Raw genomic sequence first — 24541 nt, 5'->3', positions numbered from 1 at the left:
CTGTCACAAATACGCATGAAGTCCTGACCTCGGACGATGCCGCACATCCCGAGCGGCGCCCGGGAACAATCAGTCAAGCAGAAGGAAACGCATGAACCAGGCAGACATCCCGGCGAGAGTTCTTAAGCCCGAGGGCATCGGCGCCCGTGTGCCTCGCAAGGAAGACGCGCGCCACATGGTTGGCAAAGGCAATTTCGTGGGCGACTTCGTGCTGCCTGGTCTGCAGGAGGTCGCCTTCCTGCGCAGCCCGCTGGCGCACGCCACCATCACGGGTGTCGAGATTCCGCAAGAGCATGCGGGGAAGATCTTCGTGCGCGAGATGATGACGGACGCGGCGGACATCGGTTCGCCGTCTTCGCTGCCCACATACCAGTACTCGGCCTTGCCGCCGCTGGCTTCGGGCAAGGTCCGGCACGTGGGAGAGGCGATCGCCATGGCCGTTGCGCCAACGCGTGCAGTGGCAGAAGACCTGCTCGAAGAGGTTCAGGTTTCCTATGACGAGCTGCCCGTCTACCACGGCGCCGAGTCTTCTCTTGCGGCGACGGGAGACTTCCTTCACCCTGGGTGGAAAGACAATGTCTTTCTCACGCTGCGGGCCAATCGCGACTTCGATGAACTTGCCGCGAAGGCGGAGGTGAAAGTTAGTCGCACCGTCGAGCTGTCGCGCCAGTGCATCGTGCCGCTGGAGGGAAAGTCGGTGCTGGCCTACTGGGACTTCCAGGCCGATCAACTTGTGGTCGTCAGTGCGACGCAGGTTCCGCATTTGCTGCGCGTCGGCATCGCCCAGCACCTCTCGATGAACGAGGAGGCGGTGCGTGTGGTGTCCCCCGACGTGGGAGGCGCCTTTGGCTATAAAGGGCAGCTGTACCCCGAAGATCTGTGCATTGCCTGGCTGGCCAAGACGTACCGAACCCCATTTCGCTATCTTGAGGATCGGCGCGAGCATCTGATCGTCGGTGCCAACACGCGGCAGCATCACTACAAGCTCACTGCCTACGCGGACCGCACGGGCAAGCTCCTGGCGTTGGACGCTGTCATCACCATCGACGGCGGCGCCTATTCGTACTATCCGTTCTTCGTGGGCCTGGAGCCTGGTCAAGCGATCGGCAACCTGCCCGGTCCGTACACCTTCCGTGGCTACCGATGCGAGACCTTGTGTGTCGCGACCAATAAGCCGGGCTTCATGGCTTACCGCGGCGTGGCGCGCACCGGTGTCTGTTTTGCAATCGAACTTCTTATGGATGCCGTGGCGCGCGAAGTGGGCCGGGAACCGTGGGAGGTTCGCATGGACAACCTCGTGCCGGCCGATGCCATGCCCTACGTCAACGTGGCCAACAAGCACTTCGACAGCGGCGACTTTCCCGCGAGCCTTCGCCGCGCCGTCGAGATGGTCGGAGTGGCTGCCGTGCGTGAGCGTCAAACCCGGGGAGAGCCGGACGGACGCCGGATCGGGTTCGGCACGGCCACTTATACCGAGCAGTCCGCGCACGGCACGACGGTGTTCGCCAACTGGGGTCTTCCGGTGGTGCCCGGTTTTGATCAGGCGGTGGTGCGGATGACCGCGGACGGCGGGCTCGAAGTGCGCGTCGGCGTGCACTCGCATGGCCAGGGCATGGAGACCAGTTTCGCGCAGATCGCCAACGATGTGCTCGGCATTCCCGTTGCGCGTATCCGGGTCGTGCATGGCGACACCGCGCTCACGCCCTTCTCATCGGGCACCTACGCATCCCGGGCGACCGTCATGTCGGGAGGCGCCATCGCGACCGCGTGCAAGGAACTGCTGCCCCGCATCCAGTCGATCGCCGCCTATCTCATGGGCGTGGATCCGCAGACCGTCGCGTTGGTAGAAGGGTTCGCCGTGGCCGGAGAAAAGTCGATTCCGCTGTCCCAGGTGGGTGGCGCGTGGTACCTCACGCCGCAGGACCTGCCCGAGAACGTGCATCTTGGTGGCCTGGAGGTTTCGCGTGCGTACAAGCCCAAAGTCGACACCGGTACCTTTACGTATGCGACCCATGCCGTCGTCGTCGCGGTCGACACGCAGACAGGCGAGGTCGAGATCCTCGACTACGTCGTGGTCGAGGATTGCGGCACCATGGTCAATCCGATGATCGTAGAGGGCCAAACCATCGGCGGCATCGCGCAGGGCATCGGCACCGCGATGTACGAAGAGAGCCCGTACGACGACCAAGGCCAGCCGCTGGCTTCCACGCTGGCCGACTACATCCTGCCTGGCGCCACGGAAGTGCCTCGCATCCGCATCGAGCACTTCGAGACACCGTCGCCTCACACCGAATTCGGCGCGAAGGGCGTGGGGGAGGGAGGCGCCATCGCGCCGCCCGCGGTGATCTTCAACGCCGTGAACGACGCATTGCGAGGCACGGGCGCGGCCGAGGTGCTGATGACGCCTCTGACACCGCGGCGCCTGCTCAAGGCCCTCGAGAGCGCGAAGCCGCAACAGGAGCTCGTCAAATGAAGGCCGCGAAATTTGAGTACACGCGAGTGCTCGGCGTGGATGAGGCAATCGAGGTGCTGGCCAAGGGCGACGGCATGGCAAAGGCGATGAGTGGGAGCCAGTCCTTCGGCCCGATGCTCAATTTGAGACTTGCGCGACCGGCGCAGGTGGTTGACATCGCCGGCATCGCAGCGTTGCGCGCAGTCAGTCGCAATGGCGAGTGGATCGAGATCGGTGCGGCAGTCACACATGCCGAGATCGAAGATGGCGTGCACCCGCCGCTGGCGGCGCATCCCATGCGTCAGGTCGCGGCCGGTATCGCCTACCGGGCGATCCGCAGCCGCGGCACTGTCGGAGGTAGCCTGGCGCATGCAGATCCTGCCGCGGACTGGGTGGTCACGCTCGCCGCGCTCGGTGCACGCATCGTGCTCAGGTCGCCGCGCGGCGAACGCACGATCGAGGCGGATGGCGTGATGCTCGGAGCCTATACGACTGTGCTCGAGTCCGATGAGTTGATCGTGGCCGTCCACGTGCCGTGCGAGACGCCGGCCACGCGCTGGGGTTATCACAAGGTCTGCCGCAAGCCTGGCGAATTTGCCGAGGCCAGCGCCGCGGTGTATTTCGATGTTTCGCGCAACCGTGCGCGCGTGGTGCTGGGGGCGGCTGACGGGCCGCCGATCCTGTTGAACGAATTCGCGGCGGAAGTTGCAAGCAAGGGCGCGCAAGCCGCAGAGCGCGACAAGGTGGGCGCGGCCGTAGGCCGGGCGCTGCCTGATCGCGACGGCATCGACCGAAAGCTCTTCACGGCCTGCGTCGAGCGCGCCCTAGCGCAGTCGGGTGTTTTTTCCAACCACAAGCCAGCGGAGTAACAGACTTGATCCCCATCGCTATTCAGGTCAATGGCCGCGGCTTCAGCCGGCACGCGGAACCACGGACGCATCTTGGTGACTTCCTGCGCGACGAACTGCGCCTGACAGGTACCCATCTTGGCTGCGAGCATGGCGTTTGCGGCGCATGCACGGTGCTCGTCAACGGCCAGCCGACGCGCTCATGCATCACCTTCGCCGTGGCGTGCGAGGGCCAGGAAGTCACCACCATCGAAGGCTACGACGATGATGCGGTGATGCAGCGGCTGCGCCCGGCGTTCACGCGGCATCACGCGCTGCAGTGCGGCTTCTGCACACCCGGAATGCTTACCACGGCGCGCGACATCGTCCTGCGTCTGCCCCAGGCCGACGAAGCGCGCGTGCGCCTCGAACTCTCCGGCAACCTGTGCCGTTGCACCGGCTACCAGGGCATCGTGGACGCCATTCTCGATGTGCTGCAGCAGCAGCGCGACACCCCGGACGCACAAGTCGAAAAGCTGCGGCATGCACTGAGTGCCCCGCGAACTATTGCACCGCGCCCGGCCACGGCGCCGAGCCAGGCGCAGCCGCTCGCGGTTGCCGCCGCCAGGCAGGCCGCGGCGGAATCTGCGGCGTCCGCGGAGATGGCAGAGGTCGATCCCGCCGCGATGGCCAAGGCCAAGGCCAAGGGCAACGCCATCGAAGTGCATTTCGACGTGCCTTATCCGGAAGACCAGGTGTGGAAGTTCATGGGAGACCTGCCTGCGGTGGCCTCTTGCCTGCCCGGTGCGACCATCGACTCATACGAAGGAGAGCGTGTCAAGGGCACCATCGCGATCAAGTTCGGTCCGATGTCGGCGGCATTCGCAGGCGCTGCGCGGCTGGAGCGCGACGACGCCGCGAGGCGCGCGGTCCTGCGCGGTGCCGGCCAGGACAGCCTGAGCAAGTCACGCACCCAGGGCGACATCACCTATCGGCTGGAAGCCCTGACGGCCGACAGCACCCGTGTGCACGTAGACATGATCTATGCGCTGCAGGGTCCACTCGCGCAGTTCTCGCGCTCCGGACTCGTGAAGGACTTCGTGCGACGCATGGTCGCAGACTTCGGAAAGCAGATCACGCGAAGGCTGGGCGGCCAAACGGTTGTGACCGACGAGCCGCAACCCACGGTGTCTGTCGCCGGGATGATGTGGAGCGTGCTCTGGAACCGCTTCCGCGGCTGGTTCGGCAAGCCGCCGAGGGCGTCCGAATGAGTTCCTTTCTTCTTGGCTATCACGTCCGTGCGAACGGGGTGCGGCTGCATCTTCTGCGCTATGGAGGGCAGGGTCCTCGCCTGCTGCTGTTGCCCGGCATCACGAGTCCCGCCATCACCTGGGGCTTCGTCGCAGAGCGGTTGGCTCGCCATTTCGATGTTCATGTGCTTGATTTCCGGGGGCGAGGCCTGTCCTTCAGCGCGCCGGGCATGGTCGCGAGCCTCGATGCCATGGCGGCTGATGTGCTGGACCTGCTGAACGTGCTGCAGTGGTCGTCGGTGACGGTGCTGGGCCACTCGATGGGTGCCCGCGTGGCGATTCGAGCCGCTGCGCGCGATCCGGGACGGATGGCGAGGCTGCTGCTCGTCGATCCGCCAGTGTCCGGCCCGGGCCGGCGTCCTTATCCGGTTCCGCTGGCCTGGTATGTCGATTCCATCCAGATGGCGCTCAAGGGCATCACGGCCGAAGAGCTTCGCCCCTATGCACCCACGTGGACGGACGACCAATTGCGCCTCAGGGCCGAATGGCTCCATACCTGCGACCCGGATGCCATCGTCCAGGCGCACGCCGGCTTCCACGAGGACGACATCCACGCCGATCTCCCCCAATTAAAGACGCCCGGGCTTCTGATGGCGGCAGGCCGCGGAGGGGTGATGCTGCCGGAGGACCTTGCCGAGATCGGGTCTCTTGCGCCCGGGTTGTCGCAATGCACGGCGTCGAACGCCGGGCACATGATCCCGTGGGATGACGAAGAAGATTTCTATCGCTTGCTCGGCGATTACCTGAAGCTCGATCTGCGTTAGCGCAATCCGAAGCGTGTCTTGCTCCGTTTCACAGACAGGGGAGTCGATAAACTCGTCGGCTGACACCTTCAGCGATCTCGAGATGATGACAAAGCGTTCCCCCGCTCAAAAAAAGATGGTCGGCTCAGCCGATGTGGCAAAGCATCCGATCCTGGAGCCGTTCAATCCATTGCGCCAGGTCATGTGGCGCCGGCCGGGTTTCCTCATCCGCAGGCTGACGCAGATCGGACAGGCGATCTTCTTCGATCTCTGCAAGTCGGAAAGCATCACACCGCTTCAGGTCGGCATGCTGACGGCGCTTTCGATGAACCCCTGGCTGGATCAGAAAGCGATCGGTCGGGAACTGTCGCTCGACCGCACGACGACTGCAGAAGTGCTCAAACGTCTTGGTGACAAGGGCTTGGTTGAAACCCGCGTCAATCCGGACGATCGCCGGTCAAGACTCTCGGTGATCACGACGGATGGGCTCAACCTGATCAACGATCTGCAGGAAAGCATTCACCGCTCCCAGGAGTTGCTGATTGAACCGCTGTCGCCCGAAGATCGCGCCGAGTTCATGAGGCTTCTGGCACAGCTCGTCGATGCGCATGAAAAGAAGGAAAAGATGGAAAAAGAAATTGGAGCCGGCTGATCGGACGATCCGCACGCGACTTGTTTTCACCGAGTAATTTGGAACTGCTTTTAAAGGCAGCAATGAGATGAGCTACACCGCCCCCATCAAGGACATGCTGTTCGACATCGAGCACCTGGCCAACATCGGCGAGATCGCCAAGCTGCCCGGCTTCGAGGAGGCCGGCCTCGAAACCGCGCAGGCCGTGCTCGAGGAGTGCGCCCGGTTCAACCAGGACGTGGTGGCGCCGCTGAACATCGCGGGCGACCGCAACCCCTCGTCGTTCAAGCATGGTGCCGTCACCACCACGCCGGGCTTCAAGGAAGCCTTTGCGCAGTACGTGTCGGGCGGCTGGCAGGGCCTGCAGCATCCGGCTGACTTCGGCGGCCAGGGCCTGCCCAAGACCATCGGCGCGGCCTGCGGCGAGATGCTGAACTCGGCCAACATGAGCTTCGCGCTGTGCCCGCTGCTGAGCGACGGCGCCATCGAGGCGCTGCTCACGGCCGGCTCCGACGAGCTGAAGGCGGTGTATCTCGAAAAGCTCGTGAGCGGCCAGTGGACCGGCACGATGAACCTCACCGAGCCGCAGGCCGGCAGCGACCTCGCCATGGTGCGCAGCCGCGCGGAGCCGCAGCCCGACGGCACCTACAAGGTGTTCGGCACCAAGATCTTCATCACCTACGGTGAGCACGACATGGCCGAGAACATCGTGCACCTGGTGCTCGCGCGCGTGACCGGCGCGCCCGAAGGCGTGAAGGGCATCAGCCTGTTCGTGGTGCCCAAGTTCCTCGTGAACAAGGACGGCTCCCTGGGCGAGCGCAACGATGTGCACTGCGTGAGCATCGAGCACAAGATGGGCATCAAGGCATCGCCCACCGCGGTGCTGCAGTACGGCGACCATGGCGGCGCTGTCGGCTATCTCGTAGGCCAGGAGAACCGCGGCCTGGAGTACATGTTCATCATGATGAACTCCGCGCGCTACGCCGTGGGCATGCAGGGCATCGCGATTGCCGAGCGCGCCTACCAGCACGCCGTGGCCTACGCGAAAGACCGCGTGCAGAGCCGCCCGGTCGACGGCTCCATCAACGCCAGCGCACCGATCATTCACCACCCTGACGTCAAGCGCATGCTGATGACGATGCGCGCCTACACCGAAGGCTGCCGCGCGATGGCCAGCGTGGCCGCCGCCGCCTACGACGCGGCGCACCACCATCCCGATGCCGACGCGCGCAAGCAGAACCAGGCCTTCTATGAATTCATGGTGCCGCTGGTCAAGGGCTACAGCACCGAGATGAGCCTGGAAGTGACATCGCTCGGCGTGCAGGTGCACGGCGGCATGGGCTTCATCGAGGAGACCGGCGCCGCGCAGTACTACCGCGACGCGAAGATCCTCACCATCTACGAAGGCACCACCGCGATCCAGGCCAACGACCTCGTGGGCCGCAAGACCGCGCGCGACGGCGGCCAGACCGCCAAGGCGATTGCCGCGCAGATCGAGAAGACCGAAGCCGAGCTGGCCAAGAGCGACAACCCCGCCGCGGTTGCCGTGCTCAAGCGCCTGAAGGCCGCGCGCCTGGCGTTCGTCGAAGTGGTCGACTTCGTGGCCGGGCAGACCAAGGCATCGCCCAACGCCGTGTTCGCCGGCAGCGTGCCCTACCTGATGCTCGCGGGCAACCTGGTGGCCGGCTGGCAGCTCGCGCGCTCGCTGATCATTGCGCAGGACTTGGCCTCGCGCAGCTTCGACACCGACTTCATGCTGGCCAAGGTAGCCACCGCGCGCTTCTACGCCGAGCACATCCTGAACAAGGTGCCGGGCATGCGCGACAGCATCGTCGACGGCGCCGAGAGTGTGAATGCGCTGCCAACCCTCATGTACTAGATTGGAGCAATGTGAAGGCAGGGGCGTCGGTGACCAAGCCGGCGTTGACGATCATGCCGCTATCGATGCGCACGGCGGGGGGTGGGGCGGGTGACTGGCTTGCGCGCACATGAACTCTCGGCTGACTTGCCTTCTCGTTCCCATGAACCACCTCCGGTTCTATTGCACACCTGACAAGGTGTCTGTGAAACCGGCCGCAGCCCGGAATCAACGAACTACCAGCAAATCGCAGTTCTGATGCGGCGGCGGGCTCATGCCCAATCTTTGTCTAACAGGCAGTCGATGAAGGCACCCAGCAGGGCTGGGCGGTGCTGCCTGTTGGGGTAGTAGAGAAACAGTCCGGGCCGGGAGATTGACCAGTCCGCGAGGACCTGGACCAACCGTCCTTGCGCCAATAGCTCACCCACGCCGTCCTGCTCGAAGTGATAGGCAATGCCTAGCCCATTGAGCGCAGCAGCAAGGCCTATGTCAGCGTGGTTGGTGACAACAGGACCGTCTACCGGCACTTCGAGACGCTTTCCCCTTTTCTCGAACTCCCAGCGGTAGTACCTGCCGTCTATCTGGAGTCGCCAGTTGATGCACGCGTGCTGATGCAACTCTTCGGGCTTTTTGGGTGTGCCTCGCCGCGCGAGGTAATCGGGCGACGCCACGGCGACCATGTTCAGGTCTGGCGTGAGACGCACGGCAATCATGTCTTTCTCGAGCCGTCCGCCCACGCGAATGCCGGCGTCAAATCGGCCGCCGACGATATCGACCAGCGCGTCATCGACCACGATGTCGAGTACCACGTCAGGGTACGCCAGATGAAAGCGTGGAAGCCTGGGCGCGATGATGGTTCTCGCCGCAATACCCAGCGTGTTGATACGAAGCGTGCCACGTGTATGGCCGGCGGCTTCGCTAGCCTCAGCGACCGCGGCCGTCATCTCGCGGAACAACGGTGCGATGCGCCGGTAGAGCAATTCGCCACTTGCCGAGGGTGCGACGCTTCGTGTCGTGCGATTCAAAAGTCGAGCACCGATCCGGCTTTCGAGTTGGCGGATGGTCTGGCTGAGTGCGGAAGGCGACAGGCCCAGATGCTCAGCGGCCCGGGCAAAGCTTGCCCGCTCGACCACTGCAGCGAAGGCTTTCAGCTCCGCAAATTCAGACCCTCGCATCATGCATCCGTTTCTACATAGCCCATCCGAATTCTAGAGTATTCACTAAATTCACTCCAACGCGCATTCTCAAGCCTTCGTTCACTGCATGGAGCCATCGAGATGAACAGCTTGACCCTTCCTGAGCCCATTGCCGCTTACTTCGCGGCCGAGCACAAACCCGAAGCTCTTGCGCGTTGCTTCACAGCGCAAGCCGTCATGAAAGACGACGGCCACACCTACGCGGGCGTTGATGCCATCAAGGCCTTCATCGCTGAGGCGTCCGCCAAGTACAGCGCCACAAGCATGCCGTTTGCATTGGAGCGTGAGGATGACTTCCAGATTGTCCGCGCCAAGGTCACTGGCAACTTCCCCGGTAGCCCCATCGATCTGTCGTACCGGTTTCGCCTGGAACGCGGCCTGATCGCATCGCTGGAGATCACGGCATGAACTTCGACCTCCAACTGCAAGGGCAGCGTGCCCTGGTCACGGGCGGCACCAAGGGTCTGGGTGCTGCACTCGTTAAGGGTCTCCGAGAGGTCGGCGTGCAGGTCATGACCAGTGCGCGCGCTGCACCAGAGAATCCGCTGGAAGGAGTGACCTACGTCCAGACCGACCTCGCGACCGGGGAAGGAGTGACCGAGCTGGCGCGCGCGGTGAAGCAGCGTTGGGGCGGTGTCGATATCCTGATCAACTCCGTGGGCGGTTCGAGCGCGCCAGCAGGCGGGTTTGCCGCACTCGATGATGCGGTATGGTTCAACGAGTTCAACCTGAACTTCATGTCCGCAGTTCGTCTTGACCGTGCGTTGCTGCCGGCGATGTTGGCCAAAGGAGCAGGCGTCGTGCTCCATGTGACCTCAATCCAGCGTGTGCTTCCGCTTCCAGAATCGACCACCGCCTACGCGGCTGCCAAGGGTGCCCTTTCGACCTACAGTAAGTCCTTGTCGAAGGAGGTCGCGCCCAAAGGTGTCCGCGTTCTGCGCGTCTCACCCGGCTGGATTGAAACGGAAGCGTCGATCGTGTTCGCCCAGCGAATGGGTGCTGAAGCAGGGACCGACTACGAAGGTGGGAAGAAGATGGTCATGGACTGGCTAGGCGGAATTCCGGTCGGGCGGCCTGCCACGCCGACGGAGGTCGCAGACCTGATCACCTTCCTGGTGTCGCCGCGCGCGGGATCGGTGTCGGGCTCGGAACACGTGATTGATGGCGGAACAGTCCCGACTGTATAGCCGTGCTTGTCAAGCCAGCGTCGTGCGGACATCGCGCGGTTTCCGCGCGATGTCCGCCTGGTGCGAGCAGCGTCGTGGCAGCAGAACTTTCTCAACTCGCCACTATCCCATCGAAGCATTCGATGATGCGTGACAAGCAGACCTTGTCCTGTTGGCGCCGCCCAAGAATTGGTCCTCGATTGAAGGGGCAGCATCTGACGTCCTCGCTTTACTCGTGGCAGTTTTTCCAGGGATGGTCTGCAGAACGTGGTTTGCAATCGCAGCGGATTGAATTGGGTGACGGCGAGCCATGCGGGCGATCAATTCCAACATCGTTCCGCGGCACCAGACACGCTCACATGGGCTTTATCAGCCAGATTCGAGTGCTGCAAGCGCCCTCCGCACTTGGCACGGGTGTTCGACCTTGGCTCGGATGCTGGCGTTCATCTTTTTCACCCACTCGGCCACGAAGTCAGGTTCAATGAACGGATTCAGCAGCCTGCGATTGCCCGGGCGCATCGCCACGTGCCAGGTCCGTCCCGCAGCCTCCGCTCACTTGTGCGTGCCCCGATAGACCGAGTCGCCGAATGCCGCGTGCATCGAACTCTCGGTACAACGCACATCGTGCAGTGCTTCCTCCATAGCAGGGTCGCTCGACCCGAACCATTGCTGCATATGGTGAATCCGCAGCATCGTCTCGACGGCAAAGGTTGGGCGTCCTGTCCTGGCCCGCGTGCTGTGCGGCTCGACAATTTACTCCAGCGCATTCCACTGAACCAACCGATCCATCTCCTCAAGGAACTTGCGCTTGCGTGCCTTCTTCGTCGACAGATTCGGGCCCAAGCCGAGTCGTCTCGGCGGCGTAACGTGTTGGGCAATTATGGGTTTGGATCTTGCACTGAACGTACTGGCTCTGAAGACCGTCACTATTCCTCATGCCACGTGATGCATTCGGGCCTCGCGCCATCGTTCAGATAGAAGTAGGCGATAGCCTTGTAGCACTGCTCAAGATCAATGCACCACGACAGCGGGTACTCATCAACCTGTCCGTTATTCAACACGAAATTCTCGTCCCCGAGTCGGCCTGGCTCACCACACGATCTGAAGCCACTGTCACCTGATCCTCGAAGGTACATCAGCCAAGCGCTCTGGCCATTGCGCAGCATGCACATCGACGGGCCCTCCAGCACTGACACCCACAGCTCGAACTGTGGAACGGCGTTGACCAAGTCAAAGTAAACATCCAGTTGCTCGAGCGAGGCTGCCTCCAGAGAACGGCCATTGAGCATGATTTCGATCACCCTTCGGCTCCTATCGTTTTGAACATGATATGTTGTCCCGCGGTATGCAGGCCCTCGCTCGTACAACTAGCAACGCATCAAGAGTTCACTGGGCGCTTGCAGCCCCGTCGAGTACCGAGGTGCCCTTGGGATCGCCGCACCCCCCGTGGGTCAGGATTCCATGGAAATCAACAGAAGGTGTTGTTGATGCAGGCGGGGCGAGCGCCGCAGCGGCGCTTCGGTGCCATATTTTTACTATCGATCCGCTCTTGGGTCTGCGGTGCGTGCAAACGCACCCCGGGTGTAGTGCGCCTTGGTGCGCGCTTCACGTAAGACGAATTTCTATGATCGCCTCGGAAGAGAAACGGCATTTACTCTTCAAGAAGCTGATACGGCCTGAGCTCCAATGCCACTGCGAGACGCTCAAGATTGTCAAGTGAAATGTTGCGAGCCTGACGTTCAACGTGAGCGACGAAGGTCCGATGCAGTCCTGCCTCGAACGCCAGGGCCTCCTGTGACCATCCCCTCAATCCGCGTTGCCGGATCAAATTCAACGCAAGCACTTCTCTTGCCGAGGCTGCGGGTTGCTTCGAAGAATTCCTAGAACTAGTCACAGTGGAAGTCTTCGAGAAAGATGCTTTTAAGTCAGCCGTGTTTGAGTCACAGTCAATAGACCTGCTGAATGCTTCTGCAATGGGTCTGTGTTCATGCGAAATGTCTGGCTTCCATCTCCGTTTCCTACGGGGCACTTGCCGAAGCTGCCGGCGTCGATCACGCGCGCGCGGCCCCAGCGACCCGCACCTGTTGTACGCAGCCTGTCCGCCGCTCGTATTGGTGCGCAGGTGAGGGCGCTTCGCATGGCGGCGGGGCTGTCTGGCGGGCAACTGGCGCTAGCGTCGGAGATCTCGGCCTCGATGCGTTCGCGCATCGAGCGCGGATTGGTCTCGCCTTCGGTGGCGACGCTGGAGCGGCTCGCGCAGGGCTTGCAGGTGCCCGTGTCGCGCTTTTTCGGGGATCAGGCCCGGCGCACGGACTTCTGCCATGTGCGTGCAGGGCAGGGGCTGGTGGTCGATCGCATCGGCGCCGTGGCGGGCTACCGGTATGAGCTGCTCGGACACTCGCTGTCGGGCAACCTGTTCGTGGAGCCCTACCTGGTCACGCTGATGCCGGAGGCCGGGCCCTACGTGACCTTCCAGCACCCGGGGCTCAAGTGCCTGTACTTCTTGTCAGGGGCTGTCACCTACCGCTACGGTTCGAAAGCGTTCGAGGTGAATGCGGGGGACACGCTGCTGTTCGATGCGACGGCGCTGCATGGCATCGAGGCGATCCATTCGGGTCCGGTGTCGTACCTCTCGGTGGTGTTCACGCTCAGGGCGTAGTTGAGGCCCTGTAGGGCTTGCCCTGGGGCCGCTGTCCGACAGAGGCATCGCTCGCGCTTGTGATGTCGGGGAAGGTATCGCGGGTCCGACGTTCGGTCAATTCTCGCGCTGCGGCGCGCTCTGCTGGAGGTATCTGCCATGCATGCGAGTCCTTCGTTGTCATTGACGCCAGTTCCTTTTGTGCGCAAGCGTGATCTCCGGGCTGCCGCAGGTGAGGGGAGATCGGGTAGCCCGTTTCGCGGCGGTCGTCCTCGCGGGCGCGGGGATATGGATGTCCAGCGGGTCGTGACCGATCGGGTCGCCGCAGTGCTTGCTTCGGGCGAGTCCGTGTTCCGCGATCGTTGGGGGCGCGCGGCGATGCACGGGATGCCGCGCAATGGGCGGACCGGGGTGCCGTACCGTGGCATCAATGTGCTGTTGCTGCTGGAGGTTATGGCCGCACAGGGCTATGCCTCCAACGTGTGGCTGACCTACCGGCAGGCCGCCGGCCTCGGTGCCCAGGTGCGCCGGGGAGAGCGGGCAGTGCTGTGTGCGCGGTTCGCGCGTAGCGGGCGTGGTGGTGGTGCGGGAGGTGGTGCGGGAGGTGGCAATCCCGCCGGGGATGTGGAAGGTCCGAAGGCGGGGAGGGCGCGGGGTGTGCCGCGGTCGCGCGGCGTGCTGCGGTGCGAGCCGTTCTGGCTCTTCAACGTCGCGCAGATCGATGGGCTGCCGCCCGAGGTTCTCGCGCGCTGCGCCGAGGAGGCGACGCTGCCGTCGTCCTTCTCGCCCGTCGAACGTGTGCTGCGCCTGCTGTGCGGCTGCGACGCGGTCATCCGCCATGGTTATGAACGCGCCGCCTACCTGCCGGTGCTCGACGAGATCCGCCTGCCGTGGCCCGCGAGCTTCGCGAGCGCGCAGGCCCACTGCGCGGCCTTGCTGCGCGCGCTGGTGCACTGGAGCGGCCATGCGAGCCGGCTGGACCGCGACTTCGGACGCTGCACGGGCGAGGCGGCCTGGGTATTCGAGGAGCTGGTGGCCGAACTCGGCAGCATCTTCCTCATGGGCCATTGCGGCCTGACCGGGGGGGGCATGCAAGGGCATGCCGCTTCTTCCTATCTCGATGCGTGGCTGCGGATGCTGCGCAGCGACCCGAGCGCCATTTTCGCAGCCGCACGCGATGCGAGCGCAGCCTTCGCGTTCATCGTTGCCAGGGAGATGCCGCAGCTAGCACCATTGGGCTCGTCCCGGCCGTTCGATCGTGGCTGAGAGGCGGTTTCGCTCATGGGCTGCCAGGGCACGGGGCCGCATCGTCGCTGCCGTATCGTGCGGTCTTTGACGGTTCTGATCGATCACCGAATGCGGCCTCAAGGGGCCGGTGCCAAGGTGGTCGAGGCGAGGGCAGAGGGCTCGCCTCGGTTCGACGCGCAGACACTGCCCGGGATCGAGGCGAGCGAGGTCCGGCCGGTGCCGTCGCGTCGATGGTGTTCACGCTGAGAGGGAGGCCCCCGAAGCGGCACCTCACAGTGGTCACGGACAAGGCTTGACGGTTCGATCGCGCGCTGCCGCTGCGCCTGGATCGCTGGGGAGGGTGCGGGGGCTGCGCCTGCGCCCCCTGGGCATCCTGTTCCTGTCGGACCTGCCTGCGGCCTGTGACGGCGCTCGCCGCACGGCGGCGAATGGGGTCGGAGGCGGGCACCTCCGTGGCCTCTTTTCGGGTGGGGGAGGGCTTGCCTGTGAGCCCTGAGGCTACCCCCTCGTTCTCGCGTTCAAGGCCCTGCGCGCGCTTCGCGTGCTCGGCGCGTGCCGCGCGCCTGCGGCGGCCCTGAGCGCTGCGCTGCGAGGGGGTGGCGGGGTCTCGCAGGCAATCCCGCCTGTGTCATCCACAGGAGTTCGTCATGAACACATCCTCATGCCCCGTCGATCCTTCTGCGTCCGGGCCGTCGTCGCTTTGTTCCGCCGCATCGTCCGGCGTCTTCACGGCACGCGAGCTGGGCGTGCTCGACGCGCTGCGTCCGTTTCTCGGTGCCGAGGCCGAGGGGCTGTACACGGCGCAGGGCCGCTCGCTGCACAAGCTGGTCTGTTTTGCGCAGGACTCTTCGCTGCCGGGGTGCGCGCAGCTGCTGTGCGGGCTGCGCTTGGCGCGGGAACTGCTGGCCGAGGAACTGCGCCCGGGCGAGGCGTTCCGGTCCCTGTCGGCCGTCTCGGACTACCTCAAGCTGCACTTCGCGGGACAGGCGCACGAGAGCTTCGCAGTCCTGTTCCTCGATGCGCGCCACGCCTTGCTGGCCTTCGAGGACCTGTTTCGCGGCACGCTGACCCAGACGGAGGTCTACCCGCGCGAGGTGCTCAAGCGCGCGCTGCGGCACAACGCGGCGGCCGTGATCCTGGCGCACAACCACCCTTCGGGCGCCGTGGAGCCGTCGGCTGCGGACCTGGACGTGACCGAAGCCCTGAAGGCGGCGCTGGCACTGATCGGCGTGCGCGTGCTCGACCACTTCGTGGTCGCCGGCAACCGGGCGGTCTCGATGGCCGAGCGCGGCCTCGTCTGAGCGAGACCGGGGGCGCTGGGGCGCCCCTGGGTGTGCGACATCCGGTCGGGCCGTGCGATGGACGCGTCGGTCCGTGTCGCCCCGTGCCGCACCCAGAAGCCGGAAGGGGAGGGCGGTCTTGCAGTGGCCTTCACCGTAGCACGGCGTTCTCGCCGTCAAGGGCTGCGCGCTGCGGTGCGGCGCTGGCGGCCTGGCGGCCGTCGTCGACCCCTGACTGCTGCGCTGCGCCGTGCGGTCCCAGCGGCGGGCAATTCCGCCCGAACAACCGGAGATCGTCATGAACGGAAAATCACACGTTTCGCTGGAACAGCACCTCTGCCTGGTATGCGGCCTCGGCTTCGATACCGGCGGCATCCTGTTCGACAGGCGCCTGCGCCAGAGCATGGAGCGCCACACCGTGACAGGCTGGGGCCTGTGCGACGCGCACCGCAAGCTGTTCGAGGAAGGCTTTGTCGCGCTCATCGAATGCGACCCCGAGCGCAGCGGCGTGCCGGCGGACCAGCACCACATGCGGGCCGAGCAGGCCTGGCGCACGGGGCGGCTGGCGCATCTGAAGCGCGAGGTTTTCGCGAGGGTGGCCAACATTGCGCTGGCGCCCGATGTGCCCTGCGTCTTCGTCGAGCCAGGCGTGATCGAGCGGCTGCAGGCGATGGTGGGGCCGGCGGATTGATGCCGCGCTGAAGGCTTGATGCGCCGCTTCGCCGAGCTCGAGGCGGCGCTTCCCTTCGGCGACGGTTGCAAATCACGGGCTCCGTTGCCCGACGGGCATGCACGAAAACCCAAGCAGGTGCTGGCGCATGCCCGAAGGAGGAGCGCAGAAACAAGGCGGGCCAGCCGTGCGCTGACGCGTGGGCTGGCGGTGCGTGGATGTGCTTGTTGGCTCCTTGATCGTGGCACACCGTTCTTGCCGTCAAGGTCTGTGCGCGCCTCTTGCCTCTTTCGTTGCGGCGCGCTGGCGGCCTCGTGGCCGTCGCTCGAACCCTCCGCGCTGCGGCGTGCCGGCGCCGGCCTGCAACCGGCGCTCACCCACGCGTGCAGGTCTTCGGCCACTTTGACTAGCTCGGCAACCTGGCGGCGCGACTGGCCAGCCGCGGTCTGGTCAGACGATGGGGCGGCCCCGAGAGAGGGGGCGGCAAGAACCAAAGCAGGCGCAGGTCCCGCGTGCCATCAGAGATTGGCGTTCTTCTTGGATTTGAGCGACGCGCTGCATGCATCGAAATTGTCGAACTCGTACTCAAGGTTGATCGAGTACTTGCCGGCACTCGTCGCGATCGCTTCCACGGCGATCCTCGAGACCTGATCGATGGGCGGCGTGGGCGTCCAGAACGCGACGAGCTTGCGCTCCTTCTTGGCGAGCGACATCGTCCAGTCCTTCGGTTCGTTCCAGATGCTTCCGGAGCGCAGGTAGTCGAACTTCTCGGGCGCGCCGTACTTCGAGGTCAGGGCCTCCTGCCAGGAGCGGAAATCGCGCCGGATCTCGTCACCGTATGCGCTGGATTGGGCGATCGGTGTCCACGCCGCGATGCGGCACAACCCGGTGGTGGTGCCGAAGATCAACCGGTAGCCGTCGAGGTCGGGATGACCGTTGGGAAGGCGGCTCACCGTGTAGACGCCTTGCTGCTCGGTGGGCTTGAGCTGTGCGACCTTGCCCACAGTCTCGACCGTGTCTCCTGCGTTGAGCCCGAAGGGGCCGGCCGCTGCCGTCATGGCTGCCGCGGTCATGCAGATTCCGATCAGCCATCCCGCTTTTTTCTTCATTGCCTCGCTCCTGTGAATAGAGGTCGATCCTAACCGCGTGCGCTCACGCGACGGCATCCGGGGGCCGTGAGCTGCGCTTCGCGGGCGCGGCCCGCATCGGCTCGCTTCGTGGCCGCCTGAAGAAGCAGAAAAGAAACACGGCAAGAAGCAAGGCGGAAGGGGGATGGCTGGCTTGCTGTGGGCGCCTTCAGCATGGCACGTCGTTCTTGCCGTCAAGGGCTGCGCGCGCCTCTTCGTGGCGCGCTGGCGGTGCGCGGGCCGTCTTCGAACCGTGACCGCTGCGCTGCGGCGTGCCCGAGGGCGGTGCCGGGCAATCCCGCCCTCAGCCGTTCAAGGAGAACGCCATGGCTGCTTCCATCTTTCCCTTCCTCACCGACGCGCAGTTCGACCAGCTGGTAGCCAACGGCCTGACCGCGAGGGCGCAGGCGGATTTCGATCCGCTGTCCGTGGTCAAGCTGTTCACGCCCGATGCGGGCGCCACCTGGCTGCTCAGCGAGATCGACCTCGAGGATCCCGACATCGCGTTCACCCTGTGCGACCTCGGCATGGGCTTTGCGGAGCTTGGGCTGCGTGAGCCTTGCGGAGCTGGCCGGGCTTGCGCGGCATGCTGGGGCTGCCGATCGAGCAAGACCTTCGCATGGCCGCCTGCTGCGCGTGCGACGCGCCGATCGCACGGCGGTTTCTCGGCAACGGGGGGGCGGAACGAGGTCGCCTGCGCATTCATTGCAAGTGCCAGAGATGCCTGCGCTTGAAGGGGCCGCGATTCCGCTGCCGGACCGCGGGCTGTCGACGCACGGGCCAGCGCACGTCGGGACGCTGGCGCCGAATACCAGCCATCACTCCTGATCGAAGGCACACGGAAATCTCGTCGGACATTGTCATTCTGATCGGCTGCGCTCGCGCGTCCGGCTTGCGTGGGGTTTCCCGCGGCGCAATGCCGATGAGCCTGGCGCCCGGAAGAGCGGGGCATGCCGACGTGCGGCAGATGCATGCCATGCAAGCGTTGCGGGAGATGTCCCGCACCCGGATCATGGCGTCGTCCCTGATTCAGATGTGCAAGCTGCCTGGCTTCCGTTGTCCGAGGACCGCATTTTCGCTTTGCTGCCTTCTTGTCTTGCACCAACCATGAAAATTCCTTCCCAATGCGCCGCCGTGATTACCATGCTGTCCATGAGTCTCTGCACCGCCGCCGGTGTACGCACCGGCTACCTGGGGCCGGCCGGCAGCTGGACCCACCAGGCCTGTCTCGAACTCTTCGGCGATGCCGACCTGATCGCCCTCGACGGGGCCGCGCTGTTCGAGGCGATGCGCGCGAAGACCATCGAGCGCGCCTGTGTGCCTGTTACGACCTCGGTGGTCGGCGCCACACCCTACCTGGACGATGTGCTGGCGCTGGAGAACGTTCAGGTGGTGGCGGAGTACCCCAAGGTGCTCGGCTACAGCCTGCTGGCGAAGCCGGGGGCCGGCCGGGAGGACATACGCACGGTCGTTGCCCATCCTGTGGCATTGCAGGAGGTCAAACCCTGGCTGGACCAGCAGATGCCGCACGTCGAGCGCCGGCCCGCGGCCAGTGCTGGCGCCGCGGCGCAACTGGTGGCACAGGCGACGGGGTTGGACATGGCGGCGATGGGGCCGCCGAGCGCGGCGCGCATCCACGGGCTGAAGTCGGTCGCCGACGGCATCGAGGAGGGACCTCACAACACCACACGCTGGTGGGTGCTGGGGCACGCACTGCCCGCGCCGAGCGGCAACGACAAGACCAGCCTGCTGCTGACGGTCGACGAAGCCCGCTTCCAGCGTTCGCTACAGGCGCTCGCGAGGTCGGCCCGGGTGCTCGCCATTTACGAACGCCCTGGCAAGCAGTCGCTGGATGGGCACCGGTATGTGGTCGATGTCGCGGGTCATGCGTCGCAGCCGCAGATCGTCCAACTGCTGGCGAAGCACGCAGAGTTCCGGCTTCTGGGCTCCTATCCTCGAAGGTATTGAATCCTGTATGCATGCGCGTCTGTCCGGCAGGTTGAAGAAGTGCCGCTGAACTGGTCGAGGACCCTGCTGAAAGGCGGCTGGCGGGTGCGTTACTTTGCGCCTGGAGTGGAAGTGGCGTTCTGCGGGCACGCGACCATCGCGCTCGGTGCCGTCCTGGCGATGCGACTGGGCGACGCCCGCTATGCCCTCCAACTCAATGCCGCCCGGATCAGCGTCAAGGGGCGGCGCGACGGCGCACTGCGCCAGGCCGCGCTGCGACTGTTCACGCTGCACGGCGGCGACCTGGATCCACGGATCCCGCCCGCCATCGCCAATGCCGGCATCGATCACCCGGTGCTGGCGCTGCGCAGCCGCGAACGCCTCGCGGCGATGCACTACCAACTCAAGGTCGGGCGCGCGCTGATGGCGGCCGAAGGCATCGGCACCATCGACCTGATCCATGCCGAGACGCCGCGCCTGATCCATTCGCGCAATGCCTTCGCCATCGGCGGCGTGCTTGAAGACCCGGCCACCGGCGCGGCCGCCGCGGCGCTGGGCGGCTACCTGCGCAACATCGGCTGGCCGCACGCAGGCGCGATCGAGATCGTGCAGGGTGAGGACATGGGCATGCGGTCGCGCCTGCACGTCGGCATCACGCCGGAGCGGGGGGCGAGCGTGCGGGTGTCGGGTTGCGCGCACGTGATGGGCTGAAGCGCCGGCGCATCGGCGCCCGGGCTGGGCGCCCGAGTAAGTCTCGACTATTTGATTTTTTTCTATAACCATGATCGACAGTGCCCGGCGCGCTGACCCCGCGTGGCGCCGGCTTCCGGGAGACCGCCGGATGACGCCTTCGCCCACCACTTCCTTCGCGCCCGCCGGGTCACGCCGCCAGCTGATGCTGGCCGGCCTGGCCGCCGCGGTGTCCGGCTCGGCCGTTGCCGCCACCGCGGCCGACGCACCCTCGGCCGCCGTCACGCCCACCAGCGCCCGCATCCCGGTCGTGCTGACGCGCACTGAGTTCGTCTACGAGTCGATCGTCGACCTGTCGCCTTCGCTGCCGCTGGGCGCATCGCCCTTCGGCGAGCGCTTCATGGTGCCGATCATCGGTGGCAGCTTCGAGGGGCCTGGCCTGCGCGGCAAGGTGATGGCCGGCGGCGCCGACCGCCAGTTGCTGCGCCACGACGGCGCCAAGAACCTGGATGCGATCTACGAGCTGAAGACCGAGGACGGCGTGATCATCTCGGTGCGCAACACCGTGCTTTCGCGCTCGCCCAAGGACTGCCCGCGCCACGTGTTCTCGACCCTGCAAATCACCGCGCCCGAGGGCAAGTACGGCTGGCTGAACGACTTCGTCTAGGTCGGCACACTCAATTCGCTGCGGCCGGAGCGCGAGGCGGTGGTGATCCGGGTCTACAAGGTCGTCTAGCTTGTTCAAGCGGGAGCGCCGCGCTCGAACGGCCCCAACTGTTGGCGGCGGCGTAGATCCGCTTCAATTCGGCGGCGAGGCGGCGGGTTTGCCGGCCGCGTGAGTCGCAAACGCTGAGGGCCCGTGAGAGGCCCGCGTTGCATTGGAGGAGTCGCGGTAGCTCAGAACGGTTCGTCCGGATCGAAGGACGGCTCAGGCGGGTGCTGCACAAGCTGTTCCCGCCAGGCCTGCTGCGCGGCCGATCCAGACATCGACCACAACTGCTCGCGCAGCACATGCAGACACGCGAAGACGGCCAGGGCCTACTGCGGCGTCCAGTGCGTGCGTAGTGGCGGTGGTGCGGCGCCTGGCGAGCTCACGACTTGCTCCTGCCAGACTTGCCCGAGCGCTGCCCGGCGCGCGCGGCGAGCCGCTCCTGAGCTTCCTTGGCGCAATAGGACTCGCCCTCGATACGCATGACCGCGACGCGGTGCATGAGGCGGTCCACGAGCGAGACGACGCGCGCCGCGTTGGGGAAGACCTCGCCCCAGTCTGCGAACGCCTTTTTCATTGTCACCACGGTACTCTTGTGCTGATAGCGGCGGCTCACGAACTCGAAAAGCAAGTCGGCGTGACGGTTCGAGCAGGACAGGTAGCCGACCTCGTCGATGAGCAGTACGTCGGGCGCGGCGTAGCGGCGCAGCTTGCTGCGCAGGGCCGAGTCGCTGTCCGGGGCGGCGAGGTCTCCCAGCAACTGCCCGGCGATGACGAACAGCGCCGTTTGACTGGAGAGTATGGCCTGGCAGCCCAGGTTGCAGGCGCACATCTTCTTGCCCACGCCGTGGGTGGCGTCGGCGAGGAACTGCAGCGTCATGAGTTCCTCGATGACCGAGCGATCGACCTGCGTGGGCCAGCTGCAGTCGAAGTCTGCGATGAGCTTGAACTGCGTGATATGCGTATCGCGCAGGCGCCGCTCGAGGCTTCACCGGACGCGCTCCTGGGCCTGCCAGCCCAGCCACTGCGCTACGCGCCGTGCGGCATCGGCCTCAAGGTGCTGGATGCCGTGAAGGAGGTCAGCGACATCGATGCCGCGCAGGCCATGGCTAGCCTTAAGCTCAGCCGAGCTCTTGGTGCACTGCGCCGTCAGCTTGGAAGGCTCGCGCTGGCTGCCCGCACCGCTGCACGTGATCTCGGAGTCGACGCCAGATGAGGCGTCGTAGTCGATGTTCGGCGCGCCGAACATCGAGACGCGTTCGGCCTGGCGACAGGGGGGAGAGGCGGCAGCGGTGACGGCGGGCGCGCCCTGGTTGAAACGGGGCGGGGGCGCGCCTCCCTGCACTGCCGTGAGGGGGCGGTGAAGGTCGTGGGCACGCGTGCTGAGCGAGGTTCTTGTGCGGTGATGAGGGCAGGATAGACTGCCGTCAGACGTTGTTAACAGCCATGGCGTTGCGATGACCAAGCCCTCTCGATCAAGCGTGATTGGTGTCCGGGTGCAGCCTGAAGCGAGGGCGCGGTTCGCCGCGCTGGCCGCGCGCCATGAACTCAGCGAGGCAGGGCTGCTCGCCGCGATGATCAACGAAGTGGTGAAGACCAACGACCCGGTGACATGCGGGTCAGCCACGCGGTCGCTCACCCCCGTTTCGATCGCCCCTGACCCTCTCGAAGATCGCGTCACACTGCGGCTTCGCGAGGGTGATCGAAGGTTGGCAGCAGAGCGAGCCGCTGCCCGTCGAATGAAGACCGGCACCTACTTGGCCATGCTAATCCACAACCATGTCCGTGGTCCGGCGGTATTGCCCCCGAAGGAACTAGACCAGATCAGGGTGACTTGTGCACAACTGGCCGCGCTCGGACGGCTGCTTCGGATGTTCGGCATGTCGAACCGCTCGGCGGCGGCAACGTCCGAACTGATCGACGTGATCACACTGGTCCGGAAAGAAGTCGAGATGGCATGTGAAGTTACGGCTGCTGTTGTGCGCTGGAACCTTGTCAGCTGGGAGACCGGCAGCGAGATGGGTCATGCCTAAGCAGACGGTCCGGCTTGGGCGCAGCAATTGCGGGCCGGCTCGTGCAATGAGCGACATGGCGCTCGATATCGTGAGCTATGGCCGGCGAGGGCCGGGGGGCAACTTGCGCTTTGGCGTCGACCAGATCGCACAAATCAAGCGCACTGTGACCCGCACACCTGAGGTGATGGTGAAGGTTTCTGGTGGTGGACGAGATGTGGCCGGGGTCGGCGCGCATCTGGGCTACATTGGCCGGCACGGCAAGCTGCCGATTGAAATCGATGACGGACTGACGCTCCAGGGTCGAGGCGCGGTCCAGGAGATCGCGTCGGACTGGCAACTGGACCTTTGCAGGAGCCAGTACAAGCCCAAGTCGACCAGAGATCGGAAAGACCCGCGTGCGAAGTTGGTCCACAACATCGTGTTGTCGATGCCGGCTGGCACGCCGGCGGAAAAGGTTCTGGCCGCATCGCGCCTGTTCGCGCGCGAGAACTTCGCGCTGCAATACCGCTATGCCATGGTGCTGCACACCGATCAGCCGCACCCGCACGTCCACCTGGTGGTCAAGTGCGAGCATGAGTTCGAGCTCGGCAAGCGTCTCTATATCCGCAAGGACACGTTGCGGCGATGGCGAGAGCAGTTTGCCGCCCTGATGCGCGAGCAGGGCGTGGCAGCCAATGCGACGCCGCGACAGATTCGGGGGCAGATTCGCAAGCCGTTCAGAGACGCGATGCTTCACCGATTGCGGGCGCTTCGAACGTTTGAGCAGTTGCCGAGCGGCGAACGGGCGGCTCGCAAACCGCCGAAGACTTCAGTCTTCATGCTCCTGAAGCTGAAAGGCGTGCTTCAGGCCCTACGCTCAAGACGCAGTGTCTTGGACATTGGCAAGGATGTGATGCAACGTACACGAGGAGCCGTGGTCGCAGATTGGCTTGCCACGGCAGAGGTGCTTCGAAGGCAAGGGCAGGGCGATCTGGCGGACCGTGTTGATCGCTTCATCGCGCGTATGCCGGTCGTAGAGACCGATGCGCGGCGAATGGCCGATCGCTGGAGCGAGCAGGTCAGAAGCCAAACTTCGGAGCGCACGAGTACCAGATCAGCGGACGAGCAGGCCCGGTAAGCCCGTGAGCGACGGCTGCCGCCAAGGCCTCGGCGTGAGCTGTCGCCGATGGCGGTGTATTCTGCGATTCTTTCCCGAATGAATGCAAGCCTCGGCTGTCAAGTGACGAAAGCTGAGCAGGCATCTGTTGCTGCGGCTGGCGTCCTTTTTGTTCATGGCAAGGGGAGTAGCTTTAACAGTGGGCGGGCGCCATGAGCTTCCTGTTCGATGTGAGACGGGAGCTTCTGCGTCGGACAGGCGAAATGGATGTCCGGAGCGCGAATGCGAAAGTCACGTGGAGAAATGGGTTGTTGAGAGCTATCGCTGCTGCGGTTGAGGTACTTCACACCCGCTGCTGTACCACTGCGAGCAGCGAGAGGTGTGCCGGATAGAAGGCGTAGAAGACCCAGCGGCTGCGGGGGAGCATACGAAGATCGGATTCGATCCGTTGAGCTCTACATCAAGCTTGGCAAACGCGTCAGACCCACTATCCGTCAGTTGGGTTATCCAACAAAGAATTCTCTGAAGGGCTGGTACAACGAAGACCAGCAGAAGCTCGACTTGCCGACGGGCTTTACGGGCCGAGCAGCCAAGTTCTCGAAGCAACAGAGGGCGGCAGCTAACGCAGCTTGCGAAGGCCTCTTCGGACGGCTGAAGAATGAGCTGTTCTATCCTCGAGACTGGAAGAACGCCACCATTGAGCACTTCATCGAGGTGGTCGACTCGTACATCCGCTGGTACAACGAGAAGTAGATCAAGATCTCCCTTGGCTCTCTCAGCCCTATCGAGTACCGGGTGAGCCTTAGACTTGCGGCATAAAACCAGTCCAAGTTTTTATCCGCACCCCCCGTGGGTCAGGATTGCATGGAAATCAACAAGCAATGCCCAAGCGACCCTCCGCGAGTCGGTGAGCGGACGGTTACTACGGGCCCATTCGA

20 protein-coding genes and 5 pseudogenes are annotated in these 24541 nt (G+C 64.6%); 19 read left to right on the top strand and 6 right to left on the bottom strand.

Annotated elements, in window-relative coordinates; genetic code table 11:
• Window positions 1-91 precede the first annotated feature (91 nt).
• The 6 genes from C4F17_RS28005 (at window position 92) to C4F17_RS27980 (ending at window position 7842) form a co-directional block, all read left to right on the top strand.
• A complete protein-coding gene (locus C4F17_RS28005; RefSeq protein ID WP_081270284.1) occupies window positions 92-2473 on the top strand; it encodes a xanthine dehydrogenase family protein molybdopterin-binding subunit in 2382 nt (793 codons plus the stop codon).
• The gene (locus C4F17_RS28000; RefSeq protein WP_106937793.1) at window positions 2470-3321 is read left to right on the top strand and encodes an FAD binding domain-containing protein; all 852 of its coding nucleotides are present in this window, start codon (window positions 2470-2472) and stop codon (window positions 3319-3321) included. Before C4F17_RS28005 ends, C4F17_RS28000 begins: the two co-directional genes overlap by 4 nt.
• 5 nt (window positions 3322-3326) lie before the next feature.
• Window positions 3327-4550: a xanthine dehydrogenase family Fe-S subunit gene (locus tag C4F17_RS27995; protein ID WP_199852016.1), complete on the top strand. Its 1224-nt coding sequence runs from the start codon at window positions 3327-3329 to the stop codon at window positions 4548-4550.
• Complete coding sequence (locus tag C4F17_RS27990) at window positions 4547-5353, top strand: alpha/beta fold hydrolase (protein ID WP_106937792.1); 807 nt, start codon at window positions 4547-4549, stop codon at window positions 5351-5353. Before C4F17_RS27995 ends, C4F17_RS27990 begins: the two co-directional genes overlap by 4 nt.
• A gap of 82 nt (window positions 5354-5435) precedes the next feature.
• The gene (locus C4F17_RS27985; protein ID WP_106937791.1) at window positions 5436-5984 is read left to right on the top strand and encodes a MarR family winged helix-turn-helix transcriptional regulator; all 549 of its coding nucleotides are present in this window, start codon (window positions 5436-5438) and stop codon (window positions 5982-5984) included.
• A gap of 67 nt (window positions 5985-6051) precedes the next feature.
• Window positions 6052-7842 carry an acyl-CoA dehydrogenase gene (locus C4F17_RS27980; RefSeq protein WP_106937790.1) on the top strand — a complete coding sequence of 597 codons (1791 nt, stop codon included), beginning with the start codon at window positions 6052-6054 and terminating at the stop codon, window positions 7840-7842.
• A gap of 251 nt (window positions 7843-8093) precedes the next feature.
• On the opposite strand, the gene C4F17_RS27975 is transcribed toward C4F17_RS27980, so the two are convergent.
• Entirely contained in the window at window positions 8094-8996 is a 903-nt protein-coding gene (locus C4F17_RS27975; RefSeq protein ID WP_106938484.1) for a LysR family transcriptional regulator, read from the bottom strand.
• A 102-nt stretch (window positions 8997-9098) separates the two neighbouring features.
• Between C4F17_RS27975 and C4F17_RS27970 the strand changes: the two genes are divergently transcribed.
• Both C4F17_RS27970 and C4F17_RS27965 read left to right on the top strand, forming a co-directional pair.
• Window positions 9099-9425, top strand: coding sequence for a nuclear transport factor 2 family protein (locus tag C4F17_RS27970; protein WP_106937789.1), 327 nt, complete (start codon window positions 9099-9101; stop codon window positions 9423-9425).
• The gene (locus C4F17_RS27965; protein WP_106937788.1) at window positions 9422-10204 is read left to right on the top strand and encodes an SDR family oxidoreductase; all 783 of its coding nucleotides are present in this window, start codon (window positions 9422-9424) and stop codon (window positions 10202-10204) included. The genes C4F17_RS27970 and C4F17_RS27965 overlap by 4 nt, the downstream gene beginning before the upstream one ends.
• Window positions 10205-10784: 580 nt before the next feature.
• Here C4F17_RS27965 and C4F17_RS33820 read toward each other — a convergent pair.
• The 3 genes and pseudogenes from C4F17_RS33820 to C4F17_RS27950 all read right to left on the bottom strand — a co-directional run.
• Window positions 10785-11062, bottom strand: a pseudogene (locus C4F17_RS33820) (transposase); the annotation flags it as partial.
• Window positions 11063-11109: 47 nt separating this feature from the next.
• The gene (locus C4F17_RS27955; protein ID WP_199852015.1) at window positions 11110-11484 is read right to left on the bottom strand and encodes an Imm1 family immunity protein; all 375 of its coding nucleotides are present in this window, start codon (window positions 11482-11484) and stop codon (window positions 11110-11112) included.
• Window positions 11485-11834: 350 nt separating this feature from the next.
• Entirely contained in the window at window positions 11835-12026 is a 192-nt protein-coding gene (locus C4F17_RS27950) for a helix-turn-helix domain-containing protein (RefSeq protein WP_240204960.1), read from the bottom strand.
• A gap of 294 nt (window positions 12027-12320) precedes the next feature.
• On the opposite strand from C4F17_RS27950, the gene C4F17_RS27945 reads away from it, so the two are divergent.
• The 4 genes from C4F17_RS27945 (at window position 12321) to C4F17_RS27930 (ending at window position 16040) form a co-directional block, all read left to right on the top strand.
• Complete coding sequence (locus tag C4F17_RS27945; RefSeq protein ID WP_234383172.1) at window positions 12321-12842, top strand: helix-turn-helix domain-containing protein; 522 nt, start codon at window positions 12321-12323, stop codon at window positions 12840-12842.
• A gap of 285 nt (window positions 12843-13127) precedes the next feature.
• The gene (locus C4F17_RS27940; protein ID WP_234383112.1) at window positions 13128-14087 is read left to right on the top strand and encodes an ArdC family protein; all 960 of its coding nucleotides are present in this window, start codon (window positions 13128-13130) and stop codon (window positions 14085-14087) included.
• 629 nt (window positions 14088-14716) lie between these two features.
• Complete coding sequence (locus tag C4F17_RS27935) at window positions 14717-15370, top strand: JAB domain-containing protein (RefSeq protein WP_106937785.1); 654 nt, start codon at window positions 14717-14719, stop codon at window positions 15368-15370.
• A gap of 277 nt (window positions 15371-15647) precedes the next feature.
• A complete protein-coding gene (locus C4F17_RS27930) occupies window positions 15648-16040 on the top strand; it encodes an ATPase (RefSeq protein ID WP_106937784.1) in 393 nt (130 codons plus the stop codon).
• Between the two features lie 497 nt (window positions 16041-16537).
• On the opposite strand, the gene C4F17_RS27925 is transcribed toward C4F17_RS27930, so the two are convergent.
• Window positions 16538-17128, bottom strand: a complete 591-nt coding sequence (locus tag C4F17_RS27925) for a hypothetical protein (RefSeq protein WP_081266186.1) — start codon at window positions 17126-17128, stop codon at window positions 16538-16540.
• A gap of 344 nt (window positions 17129-17472) precedes the next feature.
• On the opposite strand from C4F17_RS27925, the pseudogene C4F17_RS33230 reads away from it, so the two are divergent.
• The 4 genes and pseudogenes from C4F17_RS33230 to C4F17_RS27900 form a co-directional block, all read left to right on the top strand.
• Window positions 17473-17774: pseudogene (locus C4F17_RS33230) on the top strand (DUF2958 domain-containing protein); the annotation flags it as partial.
• A gap of 479 nt (window positions 17775-18253) precedes the next feature.
• Window positions 18254-19114: a prephenate dehydratase gene (locus tag C4F17_RS27910; protein WP_442805206.1), complete on the top strand. Its 861-nt coding sequence runs from the start codon at window positions 18254-18256 to the stop codon at window positions 19112-19114.
• A 72-nt stretch (window positions 19115-19186) separates the two neighbouring features.
• Window positions 19187-19804, top strand: a pseudogene (locus C4F17_RS27905) (PhzF family phenazine biosynthesis protein); the annotation flags it as partial.
• 130 nt (window positions 19805-19934) lie between these two features.
• On the top strand, window positions 19935-20450 hold the full coding sequence (locus tag C4F17_RS27900; RefSeq protein WP_234383110.1) for a DUF3237 domain-containing protein: 516 nt from the start codon (window positions 19935-19937) through the stop codon (window positions 20448-20450).
• Window positions 20451-20874: 424 nt separating this feature from the next.
• Here C4F17_RS27900 and C4F17_RS27895 read toward each other — a convergent pair.
• A pseudogene (locus C4F17_RS27895) lies at window positions 20875-21585 on the bottom strand (ATP-binding protein).
• A gap of 364 nt (window positions 21586-21949) precedes the next feature.
• Here C4F17_RS27895 and C4F17_RS33565 point away from each other — a divergent pair.
• From C4F17_RS33565 to C4F17_RS27880, 3 genes and pseudogenes are all read left to right on the top strand, one after another.
• Window positions 21950-22525: a hypothetical protein gene (locus tag C4F17_RS33565; protein WP_234383109.1), complete on the top strand. Its 576-nt coding sequence runs from the start codon at window positions 21950-21952 to the stop codon at window positions 22523-22525.
• 46 nt (window positions 22526-22571) lie between these two features.
• The gene (locus tag C4F17_RS27885) at window positions 22572-23624 is read left to right on the top strand and encodes a relaxase/mobilization nuclease domain-containing protein (protein ID WP_234383108.1); all 1053 of its coding nucleotides are present in this window, start codon (window positions 22572-22574) and stop codon (window positions 23622-23624) included.
• Between the two features lie 600 nt (window positions 23625-24224).
• Window positions 24225-24422: pseudogene (locus C4F17_RS27880) on the top strand (IS3 family transposase); the annotation flags it as partial.
• Between the last annotated feature and the right edge of the window lie 119 nt (window positions 24423-24541).

Source organism: Variovorax sp. PMC12, assembly GCF_003019815.1.
In the GTDB taxonomy this organism is placed as follows: domain Bacteria; phylum Pseudomonadota; class Gammaproteobacteria; order Burkholderiales; family Burkholderiaceae_C; genus Variovorax.
Note: the sequence above shows the minus strand (reverse complement) of the source record. Positions and strands in the feature narration are given on the sequence as shown.